This window comes from Exiguobacterium sp. s129, from assembly GCF_018617585.1.
Taxonomy (GTDB): Bacteria; Bacillota; Bacilli; order Exiguobacteriales; family Exiguobacteriaceae; genus Exiguobacterium; species Exiguobacterium aestuarii_A.
This window is the reverse complement of the sequence record NZ_JACSKL010000002.1, coordinates 384185-406188: the sequence shown is the minus strand read 5'-3', so window position 1 is coordinate 406188 and position 22004 is coordinate 384185. Positions and strand designations below refer to the sequence as shown.

At 45.1% G+C, this 22004-nt stretch carries 23 protein-coding genes; 2 read left to right on the top strand and 21 right to left on the bottom strand.

Annotation, left to right across the window (positions count from 1 at the left end; translation table 11 throughout):
• Positions 1–9: 9 nt before the first annotated feature.
• Genes KNO92_RS04465 through KNO92_RS04455 form a run of 3 tightly spaced genes read right to left on the bottom strand, consistent with a single transcriptional unit; the run spans position 10 to position 2220 of the window.
• Complete coding sequence (locus KNO92_RS04465) at positions 10–987, bottom strand: type II secretion system F family protein (protein ID WP_214760231.1); 978 nt, start codon at positions 985–987, stop codon at positions 10–12.
• Positions 969–1775: an ATPase, T2SS/T4P/T4SS family gene (locus tag KNO92_RS04460; protein WP_214760229.1), complete on the bottom strand. Its 807-nt coding sequence runs from the start codon at positions 1773–1775 to the stop codon at positions 969–971. Before KNO92_RS04460 ends, KNO92_RS04465 begins: the two co-directional genes overlap by 19 nt.
• Positions 1776–1833: 58 nt before the next feature.
• The gene (locus KNO92_RS04455; protein ID WP_214693012.1) at positions 1834–2220 is read right to left on the bottom strand and encodes a Spx/MgsR family RNA polymerase-binding regulatory protein; all 387 of its coding nucleotides are present in this window, start codon (positions 2218–2220) and stop codon (positions 1834–1836) included.
• 250 nt (positions 2221–2470) lie between these two features.
• On the opposite strand from KNO92_RS04455, the gene KNO92_RS04450 reads away from it, so the two are divergent.
• A complete protein-coding gene (locus KNO92_RS04450) occupies positions 2471–2734 on the top strand; it encodes a DUF2626 domain-containing protein (protein ID WP_012726597.1) in 264 nt (87 codons plus the stop codon).
• A 30-nt stretch (positions 2735–2764) separates the two neighbouring features.
• On the opposite strand, the gene KNO92_RS04445 is transcribed toward KNO92_RS04450, so the two are convergent.
• Entirely contained in the window at positions 2765–3385 is a 621-nt protein-coding gene (locus KNO92_RS04445) for an MBL fold metallo-hydrolase (protein ID WP_214760227.1), read from the bottom strand.
• Positions 3386–3542: 157 nt separating this feature from the next.
• Here KNO92_RS04445 and KNO92_RS04440 point away from each other — a divergent pair, with 157 nt between their 5' ends.
• Positions 3543–3722: a DUF2759 domain-containing protein gene (locus tag KNO92_RS04440; RefSeq protein WP_074033323.1), complete on the top strand. Its 180-nt coding sequence runs from the start codon at positions 3543–3545 to the stop codon at positions 3720–3722.
• Positions 3723–3832: 110 nt separating this feature from the next.
• Here the strand turns inward: KNO92_RS04440 and KNO92_RS04435 are convergent, their stop codons facing one another.
• The 17 genes from KNO92_RS04435 to KNO92_RS04355 form a co-directional block, all read right to left on the bottom strand.
• Positions 3833–5749, bottom strand: a complete 1917-nt coding sequence (locus KNO92_RS04435; RefSeq protein WP_214760225.1) for an LTA synthase family protein — start codon at positions 5747–5749, stop codon at positions 3833–3835.
• A gap of 224 nt (positions 5750–5973) precedes the next feature.
• Complete coding sequence (locus KNO92_RS04430) at positions 5974–6936, bottom strand: ROK family glucokinase (RefSeq protein ID WP_214693018.1); 963 nt, start codon at positions 6934–6936, stop codon at positions 5974–5976.
• Positions 6937–7029: 93 nt separating this feature from the next.
• Positions 7030–7224: a YqgQ family protein gene (locus KNO92_RS04425; protein WP_012726602.1), complete on the bottom strand. Its 195-nt coding sequence runs from the start codon at positions 7222–7224 to the stop codon at positions 7030–7032.
• Entirely contained in the window at positions 7221–8243 is a 1023-nt protein-coding gene (locus tag KNO92_RS04420) for a M42 family metallopeptidase (RefSeq protein ID WP_214693020.1), read from the bottom strand. The genes KNO92_RS04425 and KNO92_RS04420 overlap by 4 nt, the downstream gene beginning before the upstream one ends.
• A 12-nt stretch (positions 8244–8255) precedes the next feature.
• Entirely contained in the window at positions 8256–9305 is a 1050-nt protein-coding gene (locus KNO92_RS04415) for a rhomboid family intramembrane serine protease (protein ID WP_251127061.1), read from the bottom strand.
• A gap of 121 nt (positions 9306–9426) precedes the next feature.
• Complete coding sequence (locus KNO92_RS04410) at positions 9427–10383, bottom strand: L-lactate dehydrogenase (RefSeq protein ID WP_214693023.1); 957 nt, start codon at positions 10381–10383, stop codon at positions 9427–9429.
• A gap of 169 nt (positions 10384–10552) precedes the next feature.
• Complete coding sequence (locus KNO92_RS04405; RefSeq protein ID WP_214693029.1) at positions 10553–11323, bottom strand: DUF92 domain-containing protein; 771 nt, start codon at positions 11321–11323, stop codon at positions 10553–10555.
• A complete protein-coding gene (locus tag KNO92_RS04400) occupies positions 11302–11856 on the bottom strand; it encodes a 5-formyltetrahydrofolate cyclo-ligase (protein WP_214760220.1) in 555 nt (184 codons plus the stop codon). The genes KNO92_RS04405 and KNO92_RS04400 overlap by 22 nt, the downstream gene beginning before the upstream one ends.
• 54 nt (positions 11857–11910) lie before the next feature.
• Complete coding sequence (gene rpmG / locus KNO92_RS04395) at positions 11911–12075, bottom strand: 50S ribosomal protein L33 (protein WP_255313299.1); 165 nt, start codon at positions 12073–12075, stop codon at positions 11911–11913.
• A gap of 84 nt (positions 12076–12159) precedes the next feature.
• Positions 12160–14361, bottom strand: a complete 2202-nt coding sequence (locus KNO92_RS04390) for a 1,4-alpha-glucan branching protein domain-containing protein (RefSeq protein ID WP_214693034.1) — start codon at positions 14359–14361, stop codon at positions 12160–12162.
• Positions 14362–14376: 15 nt separating this feature from the next.
• On the bottom strand, positions 14377–15129 hold the full coding sequence (locus KNO92_RS04385) for a DUF4912 domain-containing protein (protein WP_214760218.1): 753 nt from the start codon (positions 15127–15129) through the stop codon (positions 14377–14379).
• Positions 15130–15245: 116 nt separating this feature from the next.
• A complete protein-coding gene (gene phoU / locus KNO92_RS04380) occupies positions 15246–15908 on the bottom strand; it encodes a phosphate signaling complex protein PhoU (protein ID WP_214693037.1) in 663 nt (220 codons plus the stop codon).
• Positions 15909–15924: 16 nt separating this feature from the next.
• The gene (gene pstB / locus KNO92_RS04375) at positions 15925–16686 is read right to left on the bottom strand and encodes a phosphate ABC transporter ATP-binding protein PstB (protein WP_224862754.1); all 762 of its coding nucleotides are present in this window, start codon (positions 16684–16686) and stop codon (positions 15925–15927) included.
• A gap of 110 nt (positions 16687–16796) precedes the next feature.
• Positions 16797–17708, bottom strand: a complete 912-nt coding sequence (pstA, locus tag KNO92_RS04370) for a phosphate ABC transporter permease PstA (protein ID WP_214693039.1) — start codon at positions 17706–17708, stop codon at positions 16797–16799.
• A 1-nt stretch (position 17709) separates the two neighbouring features.
• Complete coding sequence (gene pstC, locus KNO92_RS04365) at positions 17710–18654, bottom strand: phosphate ABC transporter permease subunit PstC (RefSeq protein ID WP_074033335.1); 945 nt, start codon at positions 18652–18654, stop codon at positions 17710–17712.
• Positions 18655–18737: 83 nt separating this feature from the next.
• Positions 18738–19673: a PstS family phosphate ABC transporter substrate-binding protein gene (locus KNO92_RS04360; RefSeq protein ID WP_214693040.1), complete on the bottom strand. Its 936-nt coding sequence runs from the start codon at positions 19671–19673 to the stop codon at positions 18738–18740.
• 153 nt (positions 19674–19826) lie between these two features.
• Positions 19827–21890: a peptidoglycan D,D-transpeptidase FtsI family protein gene (locus tag KNO92_RS04355; RefSeq protein ID WP_214760216.1), complete on the bottom strand. Its 2064-nt coding sequence runs from the start codon at positions 21888–21890 to the stop codon at positions 19827–19829.
• Positions 21891–22004: the final 114 nt, after the last annotated feature.

The window sequence follows — 22004 nt, the reverse complement described above, 5'->3', positions numbered from 1 at the left end:
TGTCCCCTTTCATAATTGAGCCATGATAAGTTTTACAGGCAAATAAAGCGTATAGAATAGAGTGCCGACCATGACGCTGAGCACTCCATAAAGTGCCGGCTCTACTTTTTCAATCAATTGACGACTATATTGTTCCATTTCTTCGAATACTAGTTCTCGATGAAGTGACATCAATTCACCGAGTTCTCCACTCATCGACCCCACCCCTAACAAACTAACCACTTCATAGTCAATAAACCGTTCCTGTTTGACAGCCATTTCGATTCCTTCACCGGCAGACAATCGTTTGTGAATCCGATTTGCCATTTCAGCCATCTCCCCCTTTTCATTGGCGAGTCGACTGATAATTTGCCTGATGTTCGTTTCTGTCTGTTGTAATAACGACAATTCGCTGACAAACAAATAAGTCAGGTACAGAGTTTTACCACGGTTCCATATGTAAAACGGTAGTTCTACACCTCGTCGATGCAGCATGTAGACCGTGATCCCAAGCATCACAAATACAGAAAACAGAGCTGGAAAGAACCATTTCGATAGTAAAATTGAACCTGCTCCCTCATACGTGGACACATCAACCATCCCCATCAGCTTCGGGAAAATGTACAACGCATAGACCATCCCAAGACCGAGCAAGATAAAGAAAATGATTAAAGGATACCGAATGAGTCGCTTCAATTCCTCCTTCAGCCGCATCCGCATTTCTAAAACTAAAACGACTTGAGATAACCCATCCATAAACCGCCCGTTCCGATCGGCTGTCATCAATATTTCTTGCATTTGGCGATTTGTGATGATTAGCGAGAACACGTCCGCTAAAGAAGTACCAGATTCGAGTTGTGCCCTCATCTCCTGAACGTCCGCTTTCCTGTTTCCTTTTTCATGATATTCAAGTGTCTCCATTGTGGCTTTCAACGATACGCCTCGGGATTGAAGACGCAGAAAACGGTGAATCAATTGAATCGGTGGTTTTACTGAAGCGTTTCCCATTCACACGTCACCTCCTGATCACGCGTCAGTACACACCAATGTCTTGTCACTGACGATTTTCCGAGTAATTGTTCAAGCCGTTTCTCCCCATCCTGAATCGTCGCTGTATGAAACGTTGTAATCGTCAAATGCCCACTGAGTGCAGCATCGTAGGCGACGTTCAACTCTTCCTCTGTCCGTACCTCTCCGATTACAATGATGTCTGGGTCGGCACGTAACGTTTCTTTTAATAACTGCCGATGATTCAACCCTGCTTTTGCATTCACCTCGAGTTGAATCACCCCATCAATCTTTTGTTCTGGAGGATTTTCAATCGTGACGATCCGCTCACGCTTTAAGTGATTAAGAAGCGCATACAATATTGTCGTCTTGCCCGCACCAGTAGCCCCTCCGATTAATAGGAGACCATGTCGCGATGCAGACATTTCTTGAAAACGTTCAACGTCCCCTGGTCTCAACAAGTGATGAAGCTCAAACGCTTGATTCGGTACCCTCCAGGACATCAATGTTTGCGCAAATGATGGGAGAAATGTTACGCGGATGACTTCTCGATCAAGTTCGTACACGCCCGACTGGGGCACACGTTGATTCGTGTCCGGTAACGAACACCAATATCGCATATGAAGTGTGAGACGGTCATATTGATCGATATCCATCGACTGAAGATCAAGCAGTTTCATATCTGATCGGATTTGAATCTTCACTTCATGTGTACTCGGTATAAAATGAAGATCGCTTGCCCCCGCCTCTCTCGCCATAATCATCAGTTGTTCAATAAGCTCCTTCATTTCATTCACCTCGAGAACAGCATAAAAAAAAGCCCACTCTGTTGAAAGTGGACTTGTCTTATGAAACTTGTGTCGAAACGACATGATGACGGCGTGCATATGTTTCGATTGAAACCTTGTCATAACCGACAATGACTTCTTTTCCATCTGTTAAAATCGGACGTTTTAACAATTTCGGATTTTCACTCATCAGCTTGAGTAGTTCGCTCAGCTTCAAATCCTCAACATCAACGTCGAGTTGCTTGAAGGCTTGGCTTCTAGTAGCAAGAAGAGAATCTACACCTTCTTCACTAATCGCAAGGAGTTGTAGTAATTCGTCGACAGTTGGTGCATCTCTGAAAATGTGACGTTCACTCACTTGAAGTTCTTGTTCATGTAAAAACGCTTTCGTCTTCCGGCAAGAAGTACAGCTCGGGTACGTGTAAAACATTAATTCTGATGCCATTTTATGTTCCTCCTCATTTCAACTTTTTATTTCGCTCATTTTGTATAAGTTGATTATACATCTCTTATACCCCGTTTGTACATATTTTGTACAACTTTTTTATAAATTTTGTACAACTTTATTTTTCGTATTGATTTCACATATTTTTCACGATTATTTTGCTCAATTCTCACGTTTCCATAGCATTTTTTCGAATGTGTTGGTAAAATAGTGAATGAGAATGGAATAATGCACGTATGGGGGGATTAACATGGCAAGAATGTTTCGTGTCCTAGGCTTCTGGACTGGGCTAGTGGCGGCACTTGCTTTCGTAGGCGCACTAGGCGGCGACCAAAGTAGTAGTGAACATACTGGTGACTTTATCGTTATGGGACTTGTCTTCTTAGCACAAACGATTTTCTTCGTCGCACTTGGCTACTTAAAGCTTACTGAAAAAACATATGTATACGTCTTCGGCGCGTATTTGACAATTTTCTTCGTTGTCTTTACGTATTGGAGCAACTTCCAAATGTAAAAAAGATTGTCTCGTCGGAGACAATCTTTTTTATTGCTTGAAAAATGGATTCGTTTGCTTTTCTTCTTCAAGCGTTGTTTTTGGTCCGTGACCCGGATAAAGAACCGTCGCACCCGGAATCAAGTGCTTTATGCGTTCAATGGATCCCATCAACGTTGCCTGATCGCCTCCAAATAAATCGGTACGACCGACTGATTGTTTAAAAATCAAGTCACCGCAAAACGCAATCTTTTCATCCGCCATGTATAACACGACGCTACCTGGTGAATGACCAGGGGTGTGATAAAGATCGAATGTAAAATTGCCGACAGTCAACGTATCGCCTTCATATACCTTTTCAGCCGGCTTCATCGCCGGTACAGGAAGATTGAAAGTAGCCGCCCCGTTCTTTTCTCCATTCGTCAACCAATCACTTTCGAGACGATGGACATATACTGGAACTTTATAGCATTCACGGAGTGCATCCACTCCTCCAATGTGATCAAAATGGGCGTGAGTCAACAAAATCGCAGCGGGTGTACCAAGACGATCAATCACCTCGAAAAATCTTGGGTCATCCGTTCCTGGGTCGATGATGACGACACTACCTTCTTTTTCAAGGACGTATCCATTCTCCTGCGCTAAGCCTGACGTAATCTTCTTCACTTGCATATGATTGATCCCCCTCTCATTCAAAACAATATTGTGGCAAAATTGTATCGATGTCAACCTTTACTCGACAGCGCCTCAATAATCGGATAAAATAATAATGATATTTCAGTGAAATTTTTATGAATTTCATGACGTATAATTAAAGGGGGAACTCGTCATGCATTTGTATGAACCGTTCGGATGGATTTCTGTCATCGTCGCGATTGTGGCTGTATGGGGAATGATTCGTTCATTCAAAAAACGCCAATTCTTTCCACTCGCAGTTGCAGGCTTAACTGTACTCGTATTCGGATTCTTTGGTGTTGCCACGTTGATCTACGGCGGTATTCCAGGTTAATGGATTTGTATCAAGCAATCATCAAGCGACTTCGGTCGCTTTTTTTGTGCCTATAATTCCTCGATATAAAAAACGAACCAAATCACATAGTGGTTTGGTTCGCTTTTAGGTTATTCATTCGTTTGTTCTTTAAAGCGGAGAAGGTCGGAATAGATCAAATCATCGTTCATTTGTAAGATCTTTTCTGCTTCTTCCGTCATTGGACCACAAAGCGTTGTGTCCTCAACTACTTCTCCAGTAGTAGCATTGTAACAAGTTGATTGTGTCCATACATATTCATCCGTCACAACCGTACCATCTCGGAAGATTGCACGACTATTTCGGTTTTCAGAGAACAAGTCATTCCCGAATCCGATTGTGTCCGATGTATCAATTCCAAGTAAGTGCAAGATTGTCGGTTTCATGTCGACGTGACTTCCGATCGTTTCATGCACTTCACCTTTTTCTTGATCCGGCAAGTGAATCGCAAACGGCACCTGTTGTAATTTCGCCACATCATATGGTGTCAACTCTTCTTTACCGAGCAACTCTGCCATCGCATTGTTGTGGTTCGTCGAGATACCGTAGTGGTCACCATAAACAACGAAAATCGTATCCTCCCACATTCCGTTCTCTTTTAATTGATCGATGAAGAGACCGAGTGCATAGTCTTGATATGCAAGTGCCTGCGGGAAGTTGTTTAACGTCGTTGAACTTGTCTCGAACTTCGGTACGAGCTCATAGTCTTCACTTGGCATCGTATATGGGAAGTGGTTCGTCAATGTGATGAACTTCGCATAGTACGGCTCAGGCAACTCTTGAAGCATCGGGATCGATTGTTCGAAGAAACTATCATCTAAGAGACCCCATTCTGTCATGTCTTCTGGGTTTCCGAGATCGTAGCTCTTCTCATCGAAGAATTGATCGACACCGATATTTTTATACATTTGGTCGCGGTTCCAGAACGATTTATTATTCGCATGGAAGACGGCTGAATAATAGTTATCTTCTTTAATCAATTCTGGAAGTGCTTGATATTCGTTGTCCGCGTTCGTAAAGTACACGGCACCACGCGGTAAGCCATATAGCGAGTTATCGAGCGCAAACTCCGCATCCGATGTCTTCCCTTGACCTACTGTATGGTAGTAGTTTGGCCAATAATGAGACTCTTCAATCAGCTTGTTCAAGTTTGGTGTGATATATTCACCGTTCGGCGCTTTCATGTTATGCGTGAAGTTTTGTGCAGATTCGAACGACACAACAATCACGTTTTTCCCTTTATACTTACCGAACAAATCAGGGTTCGGTGCAGCATAGTTTTGACGAGTGAATTGTTCAATCGTTGCAAGCTCAGATTCGTCAGCCATCGCTTTTTGAGCAGATGTTTTCGTTTGAAGCATTGCATCATACACGTGGAAGTTAAACGTTCCGATGTTTTTCACTAATAGCTCACGGTCGAATGAACGAGTCAACAATTCAGGACGTTCTGTCTCCGCCAACGAAAGGTTGAACAAGAATACCGATACAGCTGCAACGAATGTCACGAGCGCGCGACGATGTGAAGCGGCATTCTCTTTCATATTCATTCGCCATAAGATAAACGGTAAGACAAATACGTCACCAAGAATGATCAAGTCTTTCCATTCAAGTAGTGATGTGAACGATGTCGACAGCGTCTCCATGTTCGATGGTTGCATAATGACCGGCATCGTTAAATAGTCCGTAAATTCACGATAATACACGGCATCCGCAAACAGAATGAAGGATGCGAGCGCGTAAAGCGTGTAGAGCACCCATTTTTGTTTGTTTCCTTTAAAGAAGAAATGGAAGGCAAACAAGAATAATGTCGAACTGATCGGGCTGATCAGTAAGATAAAAGCTTGTGCGGTGTTTTCAATCGGAATGTTGAAGAAAAATTGATAGACGATATACGTCTTCGTCCAAAGCAATAACGTAAATATCCAAAATAGACGATATTCTTGAAACGAAGCGCGGACCGTATCGTTCAGTCTCGTCGATAGCTTCGAGAAGCGTTGAGATGAATTCATCTGACGGTCTCCTCCTCTTTTCAGTTTTCGGCATGTTTTTATAGCCATTTATTTTTATATTTGTTCATACATTGTACAATTCGATTTGAATAGTACACGTCCAGTATCAAGTCCAAATCTTACCCCTTTTTTAATAAAAAATCAACTGTGACGTTACAAATTTTACAATATCCCATACCCTTTCCCACAAGAAAACACGCCTGCGATGTGCAGACGTGTCAGTTTTATACGCGTGTCGGAAGGAAGTGTTTACGTGCTAACCAGCCACAACCAATGACTCCGGCATCATTCTCAAGTTCAGCGATTTTAAACGTCGTTGACTCATAGACACGTTCGAGTGCGAAACGCTTGAACTGAGTATCGAGCGGTTCAAGCAATGCTGAACCTGCTTTTGAGACACCGCCACCGATGACAATCATTTTCGGGTTGAGTGTGTTGGCGATATTCGAGATCGTCAATCCGAGATATTCCGTCATCTCATTGACCACTTCTGTCGCGATTGTGTCCCCAGCTTTATAGGCTTCGAATACGTCACGTGCCGTCATTTCTTTCAATTCGTTCAACGAAGTATCTTGATTTTTTCGTTTTTGCAACGCTAAACGTGAAATACCTGTCGCAGAGGCAATCGTTTCGATACACCCTAATCGGCCACAGCCACATTTTACAGCTTTCGCCTCATCTCGTTCGACGGTGATATGACCGATTTCTCCTGCCATACCAGCCGTACCATGAACGATGTTTCCGTTCGTGATGACGCCACCACCGACGCCTGTACCGAGCGTGATGGCAAGTAATTCTGATGCACCTTCACCTGCACCTTTCCACATCTCACCGAGGGCAGCGGCATTCGCATCGTTTTCGAGGACAGCGGGGAGTCCGACCGCTTTTTCGAACTCACTCACCAGAGCGAAGTCTTTCCATCCGATGTTCGGTGAATACTCGACAACACCTTCAGAGAAATTGATGAATCCAGGGGCTCCGATACCTGCACCTGCGAAGTCTTCTTTCTTCTTGCCTGACGTCTCTAAATACGTTTCAAATGAGGCTGCGATGTCTTTTGGTATATGTACACCGTTTTCTCGAATATCCGTTTTAACTTCCCACTTATCAGAAATGATGCCATTCATGTCTAAAACAGCCATCTTCACCGTTGTACCACCGATGTCGATCCCTAATAACCATTTCATACCGTTCACTCCTCATCTCAACTAAATCGCTTTCATTCAATAGTGTACACTATTATCCCCTTAGTGCAACCCTTTGCACTAAGGGGATTTCTGTCAATCTGTTGAATTTTTCAATTCGTGGGTCAAAATGATTTTCGCCGTATCGTATACACGCTGCTCGATGATGCCCCCTTCATACAACTCGTCGAGTTCCATCATCATCAGTGAGATTTCAGCATCCCGCTCCCCGATGTAAATAATGGTCCCGAACGACTTTAAAAACTGTTGGACATCATAAAAGTTTTTCATGCTTCTTCCTCCATCGTTGACAAGACATAACGATTTAACAATTCTCTTGTCGCTTCCATAGACGTCACATGTGTCCGTTCATAACTATGACTTGACTCAATTCCAGGACCGATCAAGGCATGCTTCACATCGTAGCCTGCACGGATCGCAGCCGACGCATCCGAGCCATAATAAGGGTAGATATCCACTTTATAAGCGATGTCATGTGCTTTACATAATGAAGTAAACTTACGGCGCAAGCTAATATCATATGGTCCAGACGAATCTTTGGCACAAATCGAAACCGTATATTCATCTGAATGTTGGCCATCTCCGAGCGCCCCCATATCGACAGCAATGTATTCCACAACATTTTCAGGAATGCCGGCATTTCCCCCGAATCCGACTTCTTCATAATTCGAGATTAAGAAGTGAACCGTATGTGGCAACTCGTAGCTAACCAAATCTTTAGCTAAGTCTAATAAAATGGCCACAGACGCCTTATCGTCCAAATGACGAGATTTCACGTATCCGGAAGACGTCACCTTGAATCGTGGATCAAATGACACAAAGTCACCGATTTCAATTCCAAGTGCCGTCACATCTTCACGAGAATGGACTTTCTCATCCAATCGAACTTCAATGTTTGAAGCAGATCGTTCTGCAGAGTTCGTGTCTTTATACACATGAACGCTCGACTGATGGATGAGGATGGTTCCTTCGATCGCCTCCCCCTCCTCGCGATGAATGAGACAGTTTTCTCCTTCGATCGCCGTCCAAGCGTATCCACCCACTTGCGTGAGTCGTAAGCGTCCGCTCGGCAAGATGTCCTTGACCATCGCCCCAAGGGTATCGACGTGCGCCGTCAAAAGACGCGCCTCGTCCGAACGTCCTGGGAACGTCGCGATCAACGCTCCTTTATGTAAACGAGACGTCTTGACACCGAGTGTTTGGAGTTTATTTTCTGCAAATCCGATCGCCTCCTCCGTCATACCAGACGGACTCGGGATTTCAACTAATGTTTTCAGTGTTTCTATCATCATATTCTCCCCTTACCAAGATCCATACCCGTACAGTAGACCAAATAACGTGGCCGTGAGCACAGAAAATAAGATGCGTTGTGTTCGATTTTCCTCATCAGGCAATCCGACGACACCAGAGACGACGAATCCACCTAGTAAACCACCCGCGTGTGCAAAATGATCCAAGTTCGCACCCAATACGAACGCGAGTCCTACATTTAATCCTAACATAATAAAGAGCGGAGGTCCGAGTGTCTTCATAAAGAGCGAACGATCCCGCAGTCCAAAATAGAGTAAGGCACCGACCAGACCAAATAAGGCTCCTGATGCCCCCGCTGAAATGGATTCACTGAACGCGTACGATGCTGTCGTCGCTAAAATCCCACCGACCACGTAGATGATGAGAAAGCGGAGAGAGCCGTACATTCGTTCAACGAGCGGACCAAGTGACCAGAGCGCAAACATATTGATGGCAAAATGGAACCATCCGATATGCAGAAACATTGGCGTAATCAGCCGCCACCACTCTCCTTCTTCGATGAGCGGGTTCACTTTCGCACCGAATGCGATCAACGTATTCGGATCGAATGTCGAACCGACTGACTCAGCTAGCCACATGACTAAAAACGTGATGAACATCAAGCCGTATACTACTTGCGGTTTGCCGAAGGAGAATCGCTTTTTTAATTCCGCTTTCTTCTTTCGATCCATCGCGACCGCGAGCATTCGAAAGCGATCTTCCTCCATCGTAGGTGTACAAATCGAGCGAGATAATGTCACTCTCGCTGGAATCGGGAACGTCATGGAGTCGACCCGCTCTTCATCAACGAGACGGTCACCATATATGTGAATCGTCAAACGTTTTCGTCCAATACGAGACAGACGAAAGGCGCTTAAGATTGCGTTAATGTCAGTACCGAGATGATTCGCCCATGCTTTTTCAGTTTGAACGTATAAGTCATAGCGATCACCTGCTTTTGTATCAAACAAGATGACTGCACGGGACGGTTCTAATATCCCTTCGATTCGTCCACCGTTCTCGACCGCTTGATAAATGTCTTCCCAGAAGCAAGTCGCCAACAAAATCCCTCCTCTCTCATTCTATTGTAAATCACGTTGTACCTCACTACAAAGTCGAGGTTTGCCTCAAACGTACAAAAAACCCGCAACCTTTACGGCTACGGGCACTCATATATCGCAATTACAAGACAGGTTCCATCGTTTTCATAAGGACGTTCGCAGAATGTTGCATTTTTTGATGTTCTTCTTCTGACAACTCAATCTCAACGACCTCACGCACGCCCTGACGGTTGATGATCGCCGGTACCCCGATATGAATATCGTGTAAATCGTATTCCCCATCAAGATGAGCACCGACTGTCAGCAACGTGTTCTCATTACGAAGGACCGCTTTGACCAAACGGAGTAATCCGAGTCCAATGGCATAGTATGTCGCACCTTTACGTTCGATGATGTGATATGCCGCATCACGTACGTTCACATATATGTCTTCAAGGTCTTGCCAGTTATATTCATCATGCTCTTCAAGCAACTGCTCAACAGACTTTCCATAGATACGAGCATTACTCCAAGCAGCAAACTCGGTGTCACCGTGCTCACCCATAATGTAAGCATGACAGTTACGTGGGTCGACATTAAAATAGTCGCCAAGCATGTAACGTAAACGCGACGTGTCGAGTACAGTACCTGAGCCGAAGACGCGATGTTTAGGTAGTCCTGAATACTTCCATGCCAAATGCGTCATAATGTCGACAGGGTTTGAGGCGATAATGATAATGCCATCAAAACCAGAATCCATAATATCTGAAATCATCGACTTCATGATCTTCGCATTTTTTTCGACAAGGTCAAGACGAGTCTCCCCTGGACGTTGCGGTGCACCTGCGGTAATGACGACGATGTCTGCTACACCACAATCTGCGTAATCCCCTGCCCATACACGCATCGGTGAAGACGCGAACGAGACGCCGTGGTTCAAGTCCATCGCTTCCCCTTCTGCTTTTGCCTTGTTGATGTCGATGATGACGAGTTCTTCACAAAGGCTTGCTGTCGTTAACTGGTACGCAAAGCTCGCTCCAACTGCCCCTGCCCCTACAAGTGCGACGCGCGTTACTTTAGCATGATTTAATGTTTCCATATTGATTCTCCACCCTTCGATCAATCTGTTTCATGTTTTTGTTATCTCTGTTACAACAAGATTGTAACATCATTCACAAACCCTAACTACAGTGGAAACCGTTTTCACTTTGGCGATATTGTGACAACTTTCACATTCAATTGAAACATCTTCATTTTCTGTACTACCCTTATCCGAACACAAAAAAACAAATAGACGCCGCTCCAAGAACGGATAAAAAATTGACTGCATCATTCCCTAGCACACGCCACCCTGACACATATGTTGTAGGAACTTGATGATGAACTTTCTTTTCCGTCAGCTTTCCACAAACCGTACAGCGAAACTTCCGTTGTACCGTCGCCCCAAGCAATGTGTCGATGACGCTCCCACTCAGTCCGATTCCCCAAAGCGCCACTAGTAATGCCATGTTCAATTCGACAAACAGGAGAGAAGAACAGACGATCACGAATGCCCCTACAATCGACATGATCGTTCCAAACGTTGAGACAGCACCGCTCGTTCCCGGCTCAACTTCTCTAAACGTGAACATGAAACGCGGTTTACGTTTTGCGAGGACACCGAATTCAGATCCCCACGTGTCACTCGTCGCTGCCGCAATAGACACGATGTACATATAAAGATAAACGGGATCATCTGTCAGTAAGTAACCGAGGGCACAAAGAATCCCTACCCCACCGTTTGCTAACACTTGAATGGCGTCGCGCGCTCCCGTTTTTTCGACTATGTCATCTACATTTTGTTTATCACGAGATCGATATTTCGATGCAAGAGAAGACGTCGAGAAGAATACACCCAGTAAATAGAGGCCGAACCAACCAAACGATAACCCGATCAATACCCCCGTCACCACTGTCAAGACGGCTCCCGAGATCGTCAAGGAGTGCAACCGATACCCGAGAAAGGCGACGATACAAGTTACAATAAATATGGCGAACATTGAATCATCTCCTTTTCTGTCACAATCCACTGAACAGGTAGATCATGTGGTTCAGTCGGCACTTGATCGACCAATTGAACGGAGTACGCTAATGAAACCGTCTCCCCTTCATATGTACGTAAAAATCGGTCATAGTATCCTCCACCCCAACCGATTCGATATCCTGAACGGTCAAATACCCTTCCCGGCACAAGACAGAGGTCGATGGTTTTCGTTGTTGGCGGGGTCGTCGGCTCCAAAATATTCATGACGCCCGTCTCAAGGTCATCTACCGAATGAATAATATGAAACGTTAACCCCTGCTCCGTTACTTTCGGGACGCACACCGTTTTTCCTGCTTCAAATGCTTCATGAATGATTGGCGATGTATTGATTTCAAGCGGAAGTGACGATGTCACGGCAATCGTCTGGCTTTCTTTCCATATCTCTGTTGCAAACAACTTCTGATGGATGACTCGGTCAACTTGTTGGCGATTATTCATTTGTTTAATATACTGATGGACCGTTCGTCTTAACGCTGTTTTGTCTTCCACAACGCATTCCTCCTTACAAAAAAAGCCGCCACATATGTGACGGCCGGTCCCTCATTACTTCACTTCGCGGTAAAGCGTGTGACGACGGAGACGTGGGTTGTATTTGCGCAACTCAAGGCGCTCTGGGTTGTTACGTTTGTTTTTCTTCGTGATGTACGTGCGATCGCCTGTTTCTGTGCAAGCTAATGTAATTTTAACGCGCATTTCTTTCACTCCCATCTTAATGATGTTGTATCAAGTGCTTTTGCTTTACAGTCTAAGCATACTCAATTATCCTACCAAGTTTCTTATGAAAAAGCAAGGTTATTTCACGTTCTTTTTCATTGATTCCTGTCCGTAAGGAGAAGATTCAAGAGGTAGGCATGTGTTGACATTCTCGCTTACTTTATACCATTGTTTCAGGTCGTTCATCGAGAGCTCTTCGCCGACATAAACGTACTCCGCTGACGAGAACACACTGTTTTCAATACGATGGATCGCATCGAACAAACCACCGTGCCCGTGCGGGTTCCGTGTCGCTTCAAAGGACAACATAGTTGAGTATAACGGAAGCGCAAGTGATTGCGCAAGTTCTCTTGCAGCTGGAATCGTCATCCAATCAAAGTGATGAATCACTTTGATTGATACCCGTTTCGACAGTTCATGAACGAGTTTAACATACGCAATATTTTGCGTGGCAACCTGATTCATGACGTGCTCTAAAAATGGACTAGTCGGACGAACTCGATACACATGAACGTTTCCGTGTCGTTCGTATTCCGGTAACTCATCGTGATACGGCGTCAGCACATAGACGGTTTCTCCCTCATTTGCTCTCGCCTCCACTTCCTCGACGACACGATGACCAAGTCCACCGACGATATGACCGTGATATTCGGGTGTCAGCATAAGAATTGCCGACTCTTCTGCATCTCGTTCAGTCGTCACGTAATAGTCGTGTGGGGAGAGGAATGAATCGACATCAAGATCTTCGTCTTGAAGGAATGGATACGCCGCATAATGATCATCGAGCAACTTGTTCGAGACAGTGCCTTGATAAAGCGCCGTTTCAAGTTCTGCGAAGAGACGTGTATGCTCCCTGAAGCGTTCAGCCGCATACTGTGCTGTCGTTTGCCCATCTAAGATAAACGCCCAGTCACTCGATACAGCCAACACATAATGGCGAATCAATTGCTTTAACGCACGATTCGTCAAATCCGATCGATCACGATAATCTGCTACGTCTTTGACGAGTTGCATCTCCATCATGTGCAGGTGACGGAGCATCCATTCATTTCGTTCATTGATCCAAACTTCACCGTAGCCTTTTCGTCCCCATGTGTTCATGGAAACATGGACGGTTTGTAAATCTTTGAAGTGACGCTCAAGAAAGATTGCTGGCGTGATTGTTTCGATTCCAAATTCTTCGAGTCGCTCTGCGACTTTCCCAAGAAATTCAGGACCTTCAAACCACCAGTGGCCAAACAATTCCGCATCGAACGGTGCTGTGACCAAGAACGGCGGGAACGTTTGTCCGCCATGTGCCTCCAGGTGCCCTTCTAACGTTTGAGCGAAGTCTGTCGCATGGTTCTCGATTTGATGTTCAGCCCACTCACGTACATAAAAGTCTTTTTGATCGGTGTCACCTGTGATGCGGTGCATTTTTAATCCTGTGTCGAATCGAATGCCTTCCGGATGCATGAACGATTGAATATAGTCCCAATCTCGGTCGTAGGCCAAATCTCGATAAAACTCTCGATAGTCAGGGTGACCTGGATATCCAATCATCGAACTCCAGATTTTACCCGAGATGATTTGGTCTCGTGGGAACAATGCGACACCGTGTGGAGAATAGACCGGAGCACCAATGCCTTTTTCAGGAGTCGGGTCCGCATCGAGCAATGCATGTTCATCGACAAACGTGTATCGAATCCCTTCTTCGTAAAGAATTCGGTCCACGCCTGGTGTATACGCACACTCTGGCAACCAAATCCCTGTCGGACGGAACCCGTAGTGACGTTCGAAACAGTTGAGACCTGTCCGAATTTCAGCCCGTGCCGCCTGCTCCGTGAAGAGATGTGGGTTGAAACCGTGGGTCGCCGTACATGTCACCATGTCGATATATCCCGCTTCACGATATGTACGGAACGCTTCATTCAAGTTTTTATTCCAATGAAGGAACGTATTTTTTAAGTCGTGATAACGCTGTTCATAGAAATGTAGCGTCGACGTCTCCTCATCCGTTCTTCCCTCTGAGAGTTCTAACGCAATCAATTCAAGCATCTCATCGATATGCTCAACGTAGCGGTCTTGGATGAGCGGGTCTGCGAGCATTTCCACAACTGGTGGCGAAATACTGACTGTCCAATGCAATTGCCGCTTCAAGCGGTCAACTTGCCAAAGGATTGGAATATATGTTTCTGAGATGGCTTCATATACCCATCTTTCTTCTAATCGGTGCTTCTCTTCATGCCTAACGTACGGTAAATGAGCATGAAGGACGAGTGAAAAGTATCCTGGTTTCATGTAAAAATATCCTCCTTAACGTACGTGACGGTATGCCGCATATTTTGGTAATGTATCTAATAACTCAGGAGAATCCACTTCTCCGTGCTGCCAACGTCTCACCGGTTCCGCGAAACGTCCGATGCCAACTGGTTCTGCACGCGGTGTATCAAGCGGTGCCGATACCACGATTGGTAAAAATTCTCCCTCCATCGTACGAATCCCGAATTCGAACACATATGTCGTATTCGGATCGAGAGGACGAACGAACCAACTATTCGTCATTTCAGGTAGGTCGAACGTATATGAACGATTTGCATGACCACTTGCATAATCAAGCAACGTCACGTCTAAAATACGGAATGCTTTCGGTAGCTCTTCCCATCGTCTCATAAACTGAAGCTCTAACGTCTCTTTGACCAAATCAGACACTTCCCAGCACACATAAACCGAGTTCGGTGATTGTACGACTGCATGTAAAAAGTCTACATTGTATCGGTCTGGCAACTGCCAGTATCCTTCTGGCCCTTTCGCAAGAAGTGGCGAAACGTTCACATCACTCGTTTCTTTCGCTGTGGCGACTTGTTTACGCGAAGTTGCTCCTTGCGCTTTAGCCTTTGTTTTTTTATTACTCTTTTGTTTCACAGGGACAACTTCCTCCGACTCTTGTTGCTGATTTCTCCATTTTCGCCATGCGTATTGGACTTTGCCAATCGGGACGTCTAGTTCTGCCGCAATCTGTTTCAACGTAAGTCCTTGTTGCTTCAAGGATACGATTTTCTCTTCCATCTCTGTATGGCTCCCTTCATGTAAAAATCCATGTAGACTATTATTCGCTCATTCTTTATGAATTCCTCCAAAAAAAAAATAAAGAACAACAGCACTGTTGTTCTTTACCACTAATCTTATTGATTCAAATCATAATGTTTCCCTTTTTCAAGAAAAATTAAATGTTCTCCGAAGTTTGTCACGTGATCGCCCATCCGTTCGAGATATCTAGCGATGTTTGAGAACTCGTATACATCGTTCGTTCCGACCGTCATTGCCGGAAGGGAACCGATGTATTGTTTAATCACCGTTAGATTGATTTCGTCAATCACACGGTCCATTTCATTGAGTTCACGGACACGACTCACTTCTCCTTTACGATACGCACGCGTCGCCAATTCGAGCATGTCAATCAACTGTTCAGCCATCTGTTTGAGTGGTTGAATGTCATGTAAATAAGGAACATGTTCAATTCGCGTCACAGCTTTGGCGATGTTCGTCGCGTAATCCGCAATGCGTTCTAAGTCCGTCGCCGATTTCATCGTTACAATCAGACGACGCAAGTCAGTCGCAACAGGCTGTTGCTTAGCAATCAATAAAATCGCTTCGTCGTTGATAGTTAATTCTAAATCATCTAGTTCATTGTCGTTGTCGATTACCGTTTGCGCCAACTCAAGATCATGTTTTTCTAACACTTCGATTGCCGTCGCCGTTTGTCGCATCGTCAAGTTTGCCAAACGGACTACTTTATCTTCTAATTCAGTTAATTTCGTATCAAAAAATGTGCGATTTTGTGCCATCAATCTAGTCTCCTCCTTAACCGAAACGGCCAGAAATATAGTCTTCCGTCCGTTTGTCAGATGGATTCGAGAAAATCTTATCTGTTACATCGAACTCGACAACTTCTCCATTTAAGAAGAAGGCCGTTTTATCCGAAACACGGGCAGCTTGTTGCATGTTATGCGTGACGATGATGATTGAGTACTGCTCTTTCAACTCTTGAACAAGTTCTTCCACTTTCAATGTAGAGATCGGGTCAAGGGCAGATGTCGGTTCATCCATCAAGATGACGTCAGGTTCGATTGCTAGCGTACGAGCGATACAGAGACGTTGCTGCTGTCCACCAGAAAGTCCGTATGCGTTTTCGTTCAGACGATCTTTCACTTCATCCCAAATGGCAGCGCCACGAAGTGAGCGCTCGACAATCTCATCGAGTACTTTTTTATTTTTGATGCCATGCGTACGAGGACCGTACGCTACGTTATCATATACTGATTTCGGGAACGGGTTTGGTTGTTGGAATACCATTCCGACCGATGTACGTAAATCTTCTACTTTATATCCACGGTCGAAGATGTTCCGACCATGATACAAGATTTCACCATTCGTCCGAACAGATGGTACGAGTTCTACCATGCGATTCAACGTTTTAATGAATGTTGATTTCCCGCATCCAGATGGTCCGATGATGGCCGTAACTTCATTCTTTTTAATATCGAGGTTGACGTCAATCAAAGCTTGATCTTCGCCGTACCATAGGTTCAAATTATTGACGACATAAGCGCTATCTTTTTTCATCTCAGTAGTTGTCGGTTCTGTCGTTGTTGTGTTCACGTTTTGATCTCCTTTATTGAGCTCTTGTTGTTTCATCATCTCGAGCTTCCTCCTCATTCATCTGCAAAAACGACTTAATGTCGGTTCGTATATTTGTTTCGGATATAAATCGCTACAGAGTTCATCGCAATGAGCATCGTCATGAGTACGATGATTCCTGCCGCAGCCAAGTTTTGGAATTCTGCTTGCGGTCGACTCGTCCAGTTATAAATCTGGATTGGGAGCGCCGTAAAGTCAGAGAAAATACTGCTTGGTGTTGTTGAAATAAATGTTGCTGCGCCGACCATGATCAACGGTGCTGTTTCACCAATTGCACGAGACACGGCTAGAATGATTCCTGTGATAATCCCAGGAATCGCTGACGGCAAGACGACATTGAACGTGGTCTGCCATTTTGAAGCACCTAGCGCTAAAGAAGCGTGTCGTAACTCCATTTTGACTGCCCGTAAAGCTTCTTGTGAAGCTACAATGACAATCGGTAAACTCATGAGTCCGAGCGTTAACGCACCTGCCATAACCGAGTTCCCTAATTCCATGACTCGGACGAATATCGTCAGACCGAGCAATCCGAAAACGATTGAAGGGACACCAGCCAAGTTCGAAATATTGACTTCGATAAATGAAGTCATTCGATTCTTCGGTGCGTACTCTTCTAGGTAGATGGCTGCACCGACACCGATGACGAACACCATTGGTACGATCAATAACATTAACCAAAATGATCCGATCAATGCAGGATATAGACCAGCATCTTCAGGGCGACGTGACGGGAAGTTACGTAAGAAATCAAGGTCGACCCAGCCCGCCCCTTTTGAGACGATGTCATAAATCAAAGTCGATAAGACGACTAATGCAAAGACGAGTCCTGCCAAAAAGACGTATTTGAAAATTTCATTCAGTTGTAAACGGCGTTTGATTCGTTCAGACACCGTTTCACGATCCATCAGGTTCTTCGTATTCTTGAACTCACTGTTCGGTAAAGCCATATTAGTACTCCTCTCTGAAGCGGCGCGTCACCCAGTTTGCGAACAAGTTCATCAATAGAGTGAAGACGAACAATAACGCACCGACCGCATAGATACTGTAATATTCGATTGTGCCGTAACCTGCGTCACCTTTTGCGATTTGAACGATATATGCTGTCATCGTCTGAATCGCATTGAGCGGATTGAACTCGAAGTTCGGTTGCGACCCACCCGCAATCGTTACAATCATCGTCTCCCCAATCGCACGGCTCATTCCGAGAACGATTGAAGCAATGATTCCAGACGTCGCTGCCGGCATAACGACCTTCGTGGCCACTTCAAGACGCGTTGCACCAAGACCAAGCGCACCATCTCGAATTTTCTTCGGCACCGCACTCATCGCATCTTCAGAAATCGAAGCGATCATCGGTATAATCATGATCCCGACGACAATACCAGGACTAAGCGCATTGTAAATTTGAAGTCCTGGAATCAACGCTTGCAAAATCGGTGTGATGAATGACAACGCGAAGAAACCGAATACGATGGTCGGTACACCTGCCAACACTTCTAAGATCGGCTTTAATACTCGACGCGCTCGCTCCGAAGCGTACTCACTCAAATAAATCGCAGACGCCAGTCCAAGCGGCACTGCAACGATCATTGCAATCACAGTAATTTGGAGTGTTCCCATCACAAGGGCCCATACCCCGAAGCGCTGGTCTGCACTAAGCGGGTACCATTCTGTCGTTCCTAAAAATTCAGCGACAGGCACTCGTTCAAAGAACTTAAATAGCTCAAAGCCAAGTGTGAACGCAATACCGATTGTGGTGACGACCGATACGAATGCGCTCAAGAATAATAAGAACGGCATGATTTTATCAAACACGTTCGTCGTACTATATTTCTTTTGTTTATTTTGTTGAATCATCTCTCGAATCGAGAGCTCTTTGTTTGGTTCATTCATCTCGTGTATCGCTCCCTACCTCTTCATACTAGAAAGCATGGCGAGAAGGTGAGAGTTACCCTCACCTTCTGCCACGTATCATTTTATTCTCCAGCGATCTCATCGATCATCTTCATGTTTTCGTCGTAACGCGCTTGCTCCATTTTTACGTAACCAACCTCTTCAGAAAGGTCAGCTGCATTTTCGTTCATGAAGCGTGCGAAGTCAGCTACTTGCTCTTTGTCTTTCAACGAAGCGTTGTTAACATACGTGTAAATTTCACGTGAGAGCGGGTAAGACAAATCGTTGATTGTGTCATGTGTCGGCTCTACTCCTTCAACATTCAAGGCACGAAGTGTGTCTTGGTTCTCGAGGTAGTAAGCAAATCCGAAGAATCCGATTGCACCTTCTGTCCCAGCTACACCTGTTACGAGTACGTTGTCATCTTCAGACAATTGTGCGTCTTGACGAATATCTGTCTCATCAAGAACTTTCTCGTCGAAGAAATCGTACGTACCTGAATCTTTACCTGGTGCGAAGAATGAGATTTCCTCATCTGGCCAGTCTGAGCGAACATCTTTCCACGTTTTCACGCTCGTATCTGTCCACATCTTATTCAATTCTTCAATCGTGATATCTTGAGCCCAATCGTTCGCCGGGTTCACAACGAGTGAAAGACCATCAAGTGCGACTGAGAGTTGTGTAAATTCCACACCATTTTTCTCAGCTTCAGCTGCTTCTTCTTCTTTGATTTCACGTGATGCGTTCGAGAAGTCTGTCTCTCCCGTCACGAAGCGTTTGAAGCCACCACCCGTACCAGAGACACCGACCGTCACTTCAACTTCTGGTTGTTCAGCTGAATATTCTTCTGCGACTGCTTCCATGATTGGGAATACAGTTGATGATCCGTCCATGACGACTTTTCCTGAGAGCGCATCGCCTTCAGCAGCGCCACCTTCTTCATTGTTCCCACAGGCTGCACCTACGAGTGCGACCGAAGTGATTGAAGCGAGTAAAGCTGATTTTTTCATCCAAGACATTTGTGACGTCCTCCTTGAGTTTGCTTTGATTTTTGTTGTGGATCTGTTGTTCTGTCCTACAATTAATATCCTAATGAACTTCTATTAACGAGAAATAAACGGAACGTAAAAGAATTGTAAAGACAAAAAAAGAAGTCACCGAAGTGACTCCTTTCATTGAAGCATTGCATTCACATCTTCTAAGTTAAAGTAAGCTTTCATAATATCGTGCGCGACACGTGTATTGATTCCTTCCGCTTCAAGTCCAGGCATGATAATCGCCCATGCGATTTCAGGATCATCAAATGGCGCCCAACCTACGTGGTTTGAGTTAAGCGTCTTTATTGGTTCCCCTTTTGCATTACGTTTCGCCTGACCGTCTGCACCTTCAGCAATTGCCTGTGCTGTTCCTGTCTTACCGGCCGCAGTCATCCCTGTCTGTTGCAAAATCCGAGATGAACCAGATGAAGATTCAACCCCTTGACGATATCCTTCACGAACCCGCTCAATATACTCGTCTTGAATATCGACTTTATTTAACGCGTTCGGTTGGAACGTGCTGACGACTTGTTTATTGTTTTCATCGAGCGAACCTGGCTCAATGATTTCTTTTAGTAAATGCGGCTGAATGCGATAACCGCCATTCGCTAAGGTAGACGTATATTGTGCCAATTGAATCGGCGTGTACGAGATATACTGTCCGATCGACATATCCATGAGGAGCGTGACACGGTCGGGAACGCTACGGAATCCGATTGACTCGAACGGTAAATCAATTCCCGTCTCGATTCCGAGTCCGAACTGTTTATAGTAATGTTCCATCGTTTCAAATGCCTGTGTGACGTTTTCCCCGACAATTTGTCCGGTCGAATAATAGTCAGCCAAACGTAACGCAATCTGGAACATATAAATGTTTGATGACATCGCAAGTGCATCTAAATCGTTAATGTTCCCCATATTACGGTAAGAGGCTTTGGTCGACGATCCGATTTTAATTGGCGCGTCATAAATATATTCTCCCGGCTCGACGACGCCTTCTTCAAATCCATAAGCGACCGTCGCCCCTTTGATGGTTGACCCGATTTGGCTGGCACGGAGCACGGTACCTGTCGAGACATCTTTGAACTCGTTCGTCTCTAAATCAAGCTCTTGCCCTGACAAAGCGAGGAGTTCACCCGTCTGCGGGTTCATGACGACAGCAAACGCTCGGTCGAAATGAGGGCTTCCCGAACGTCCGGCCCGAATCGCTTTTTTCAAAATCTCGTCGACTTCCTTTTGGAATTCAATATCAGTCGACAACACGATATCTTTCCCCGGGTTCCCGCTCACGCGAGTCGGTTCCCCGACCGGTTCACCTTTATACGTCGTGAACACATCGTATGCAGGCGTTCCGCGAAGGACGTCTTCATATTGTTGCTCCAAGTAGGACGTCCCGACACGGTCGTTCAGTCCATATCCTTTCGCCTGATAAGAAGCTCGTTGTTCGGCCGGGATTTGACGATAGCTTCCTAAGAAACTCTTGAACGTCTCATCGAACGGATATTCCCGTTGATAGTATGGCTCAACGCTCACACCTGGCAACATTTCTAAGTTTTCTTCAATGACTGCCATCTCTTTCGGGCTTGCGCCGATTTTGATGACTTGTGGGTCGAGCGCATAGCCGCTCTCCATATTATGTTTAATGGCGATGATTTCTTCTGTCGCATCATCGAACGTGATCTCTTCTTCTGTGATGGAGTCGAGTAGGAGCCGGTCTACATCTTGGTTGGACAAGGCAACCCGCTCATCTTCCGGTAACTCCTCCAACAATGCTTGCGTACGTTCTTGTGCGAGTTCTGGATTTGTTGCAATCCAGTAATCTTTACGGTCTCGTTCCGTCATTTTGCGATCTTCTTTCGGAATATCGACGATTTCTGACAACTTTTTGGCGACATCTAAGCGTTCATCCGCTTTCGTCACCTGCGAACGACGGTACATGATCGAGTAGTTTGAAATCGTATCCGCGAGCACTTGACCGTTACGGTCATAAATCTTCCCTCGCGGTACCTCGTATTTAATCTTACTTGACTCAGTTTTTTGTACTTCACGTGCAATCAATTCCCCATTCACGATTTGAACGACGCCTAATCGAAAGATTAAGGTCGCAAATAGAACGAAGACGATGAAAAATAACAAATTTAAACGTAACGGTAAGTGGTTTCGCCGTTTCTTCGGCACTTTCACACGATTTTTTGCCAAGTCCGTTATCTCCTTCCACAATCGATTCCCTCTATAGTATAGCGTACACGGTCATCTACTATTTTGTCCGTTTTTCACTATATCATAATTTGTTTACAAATTAATGAAAGACAC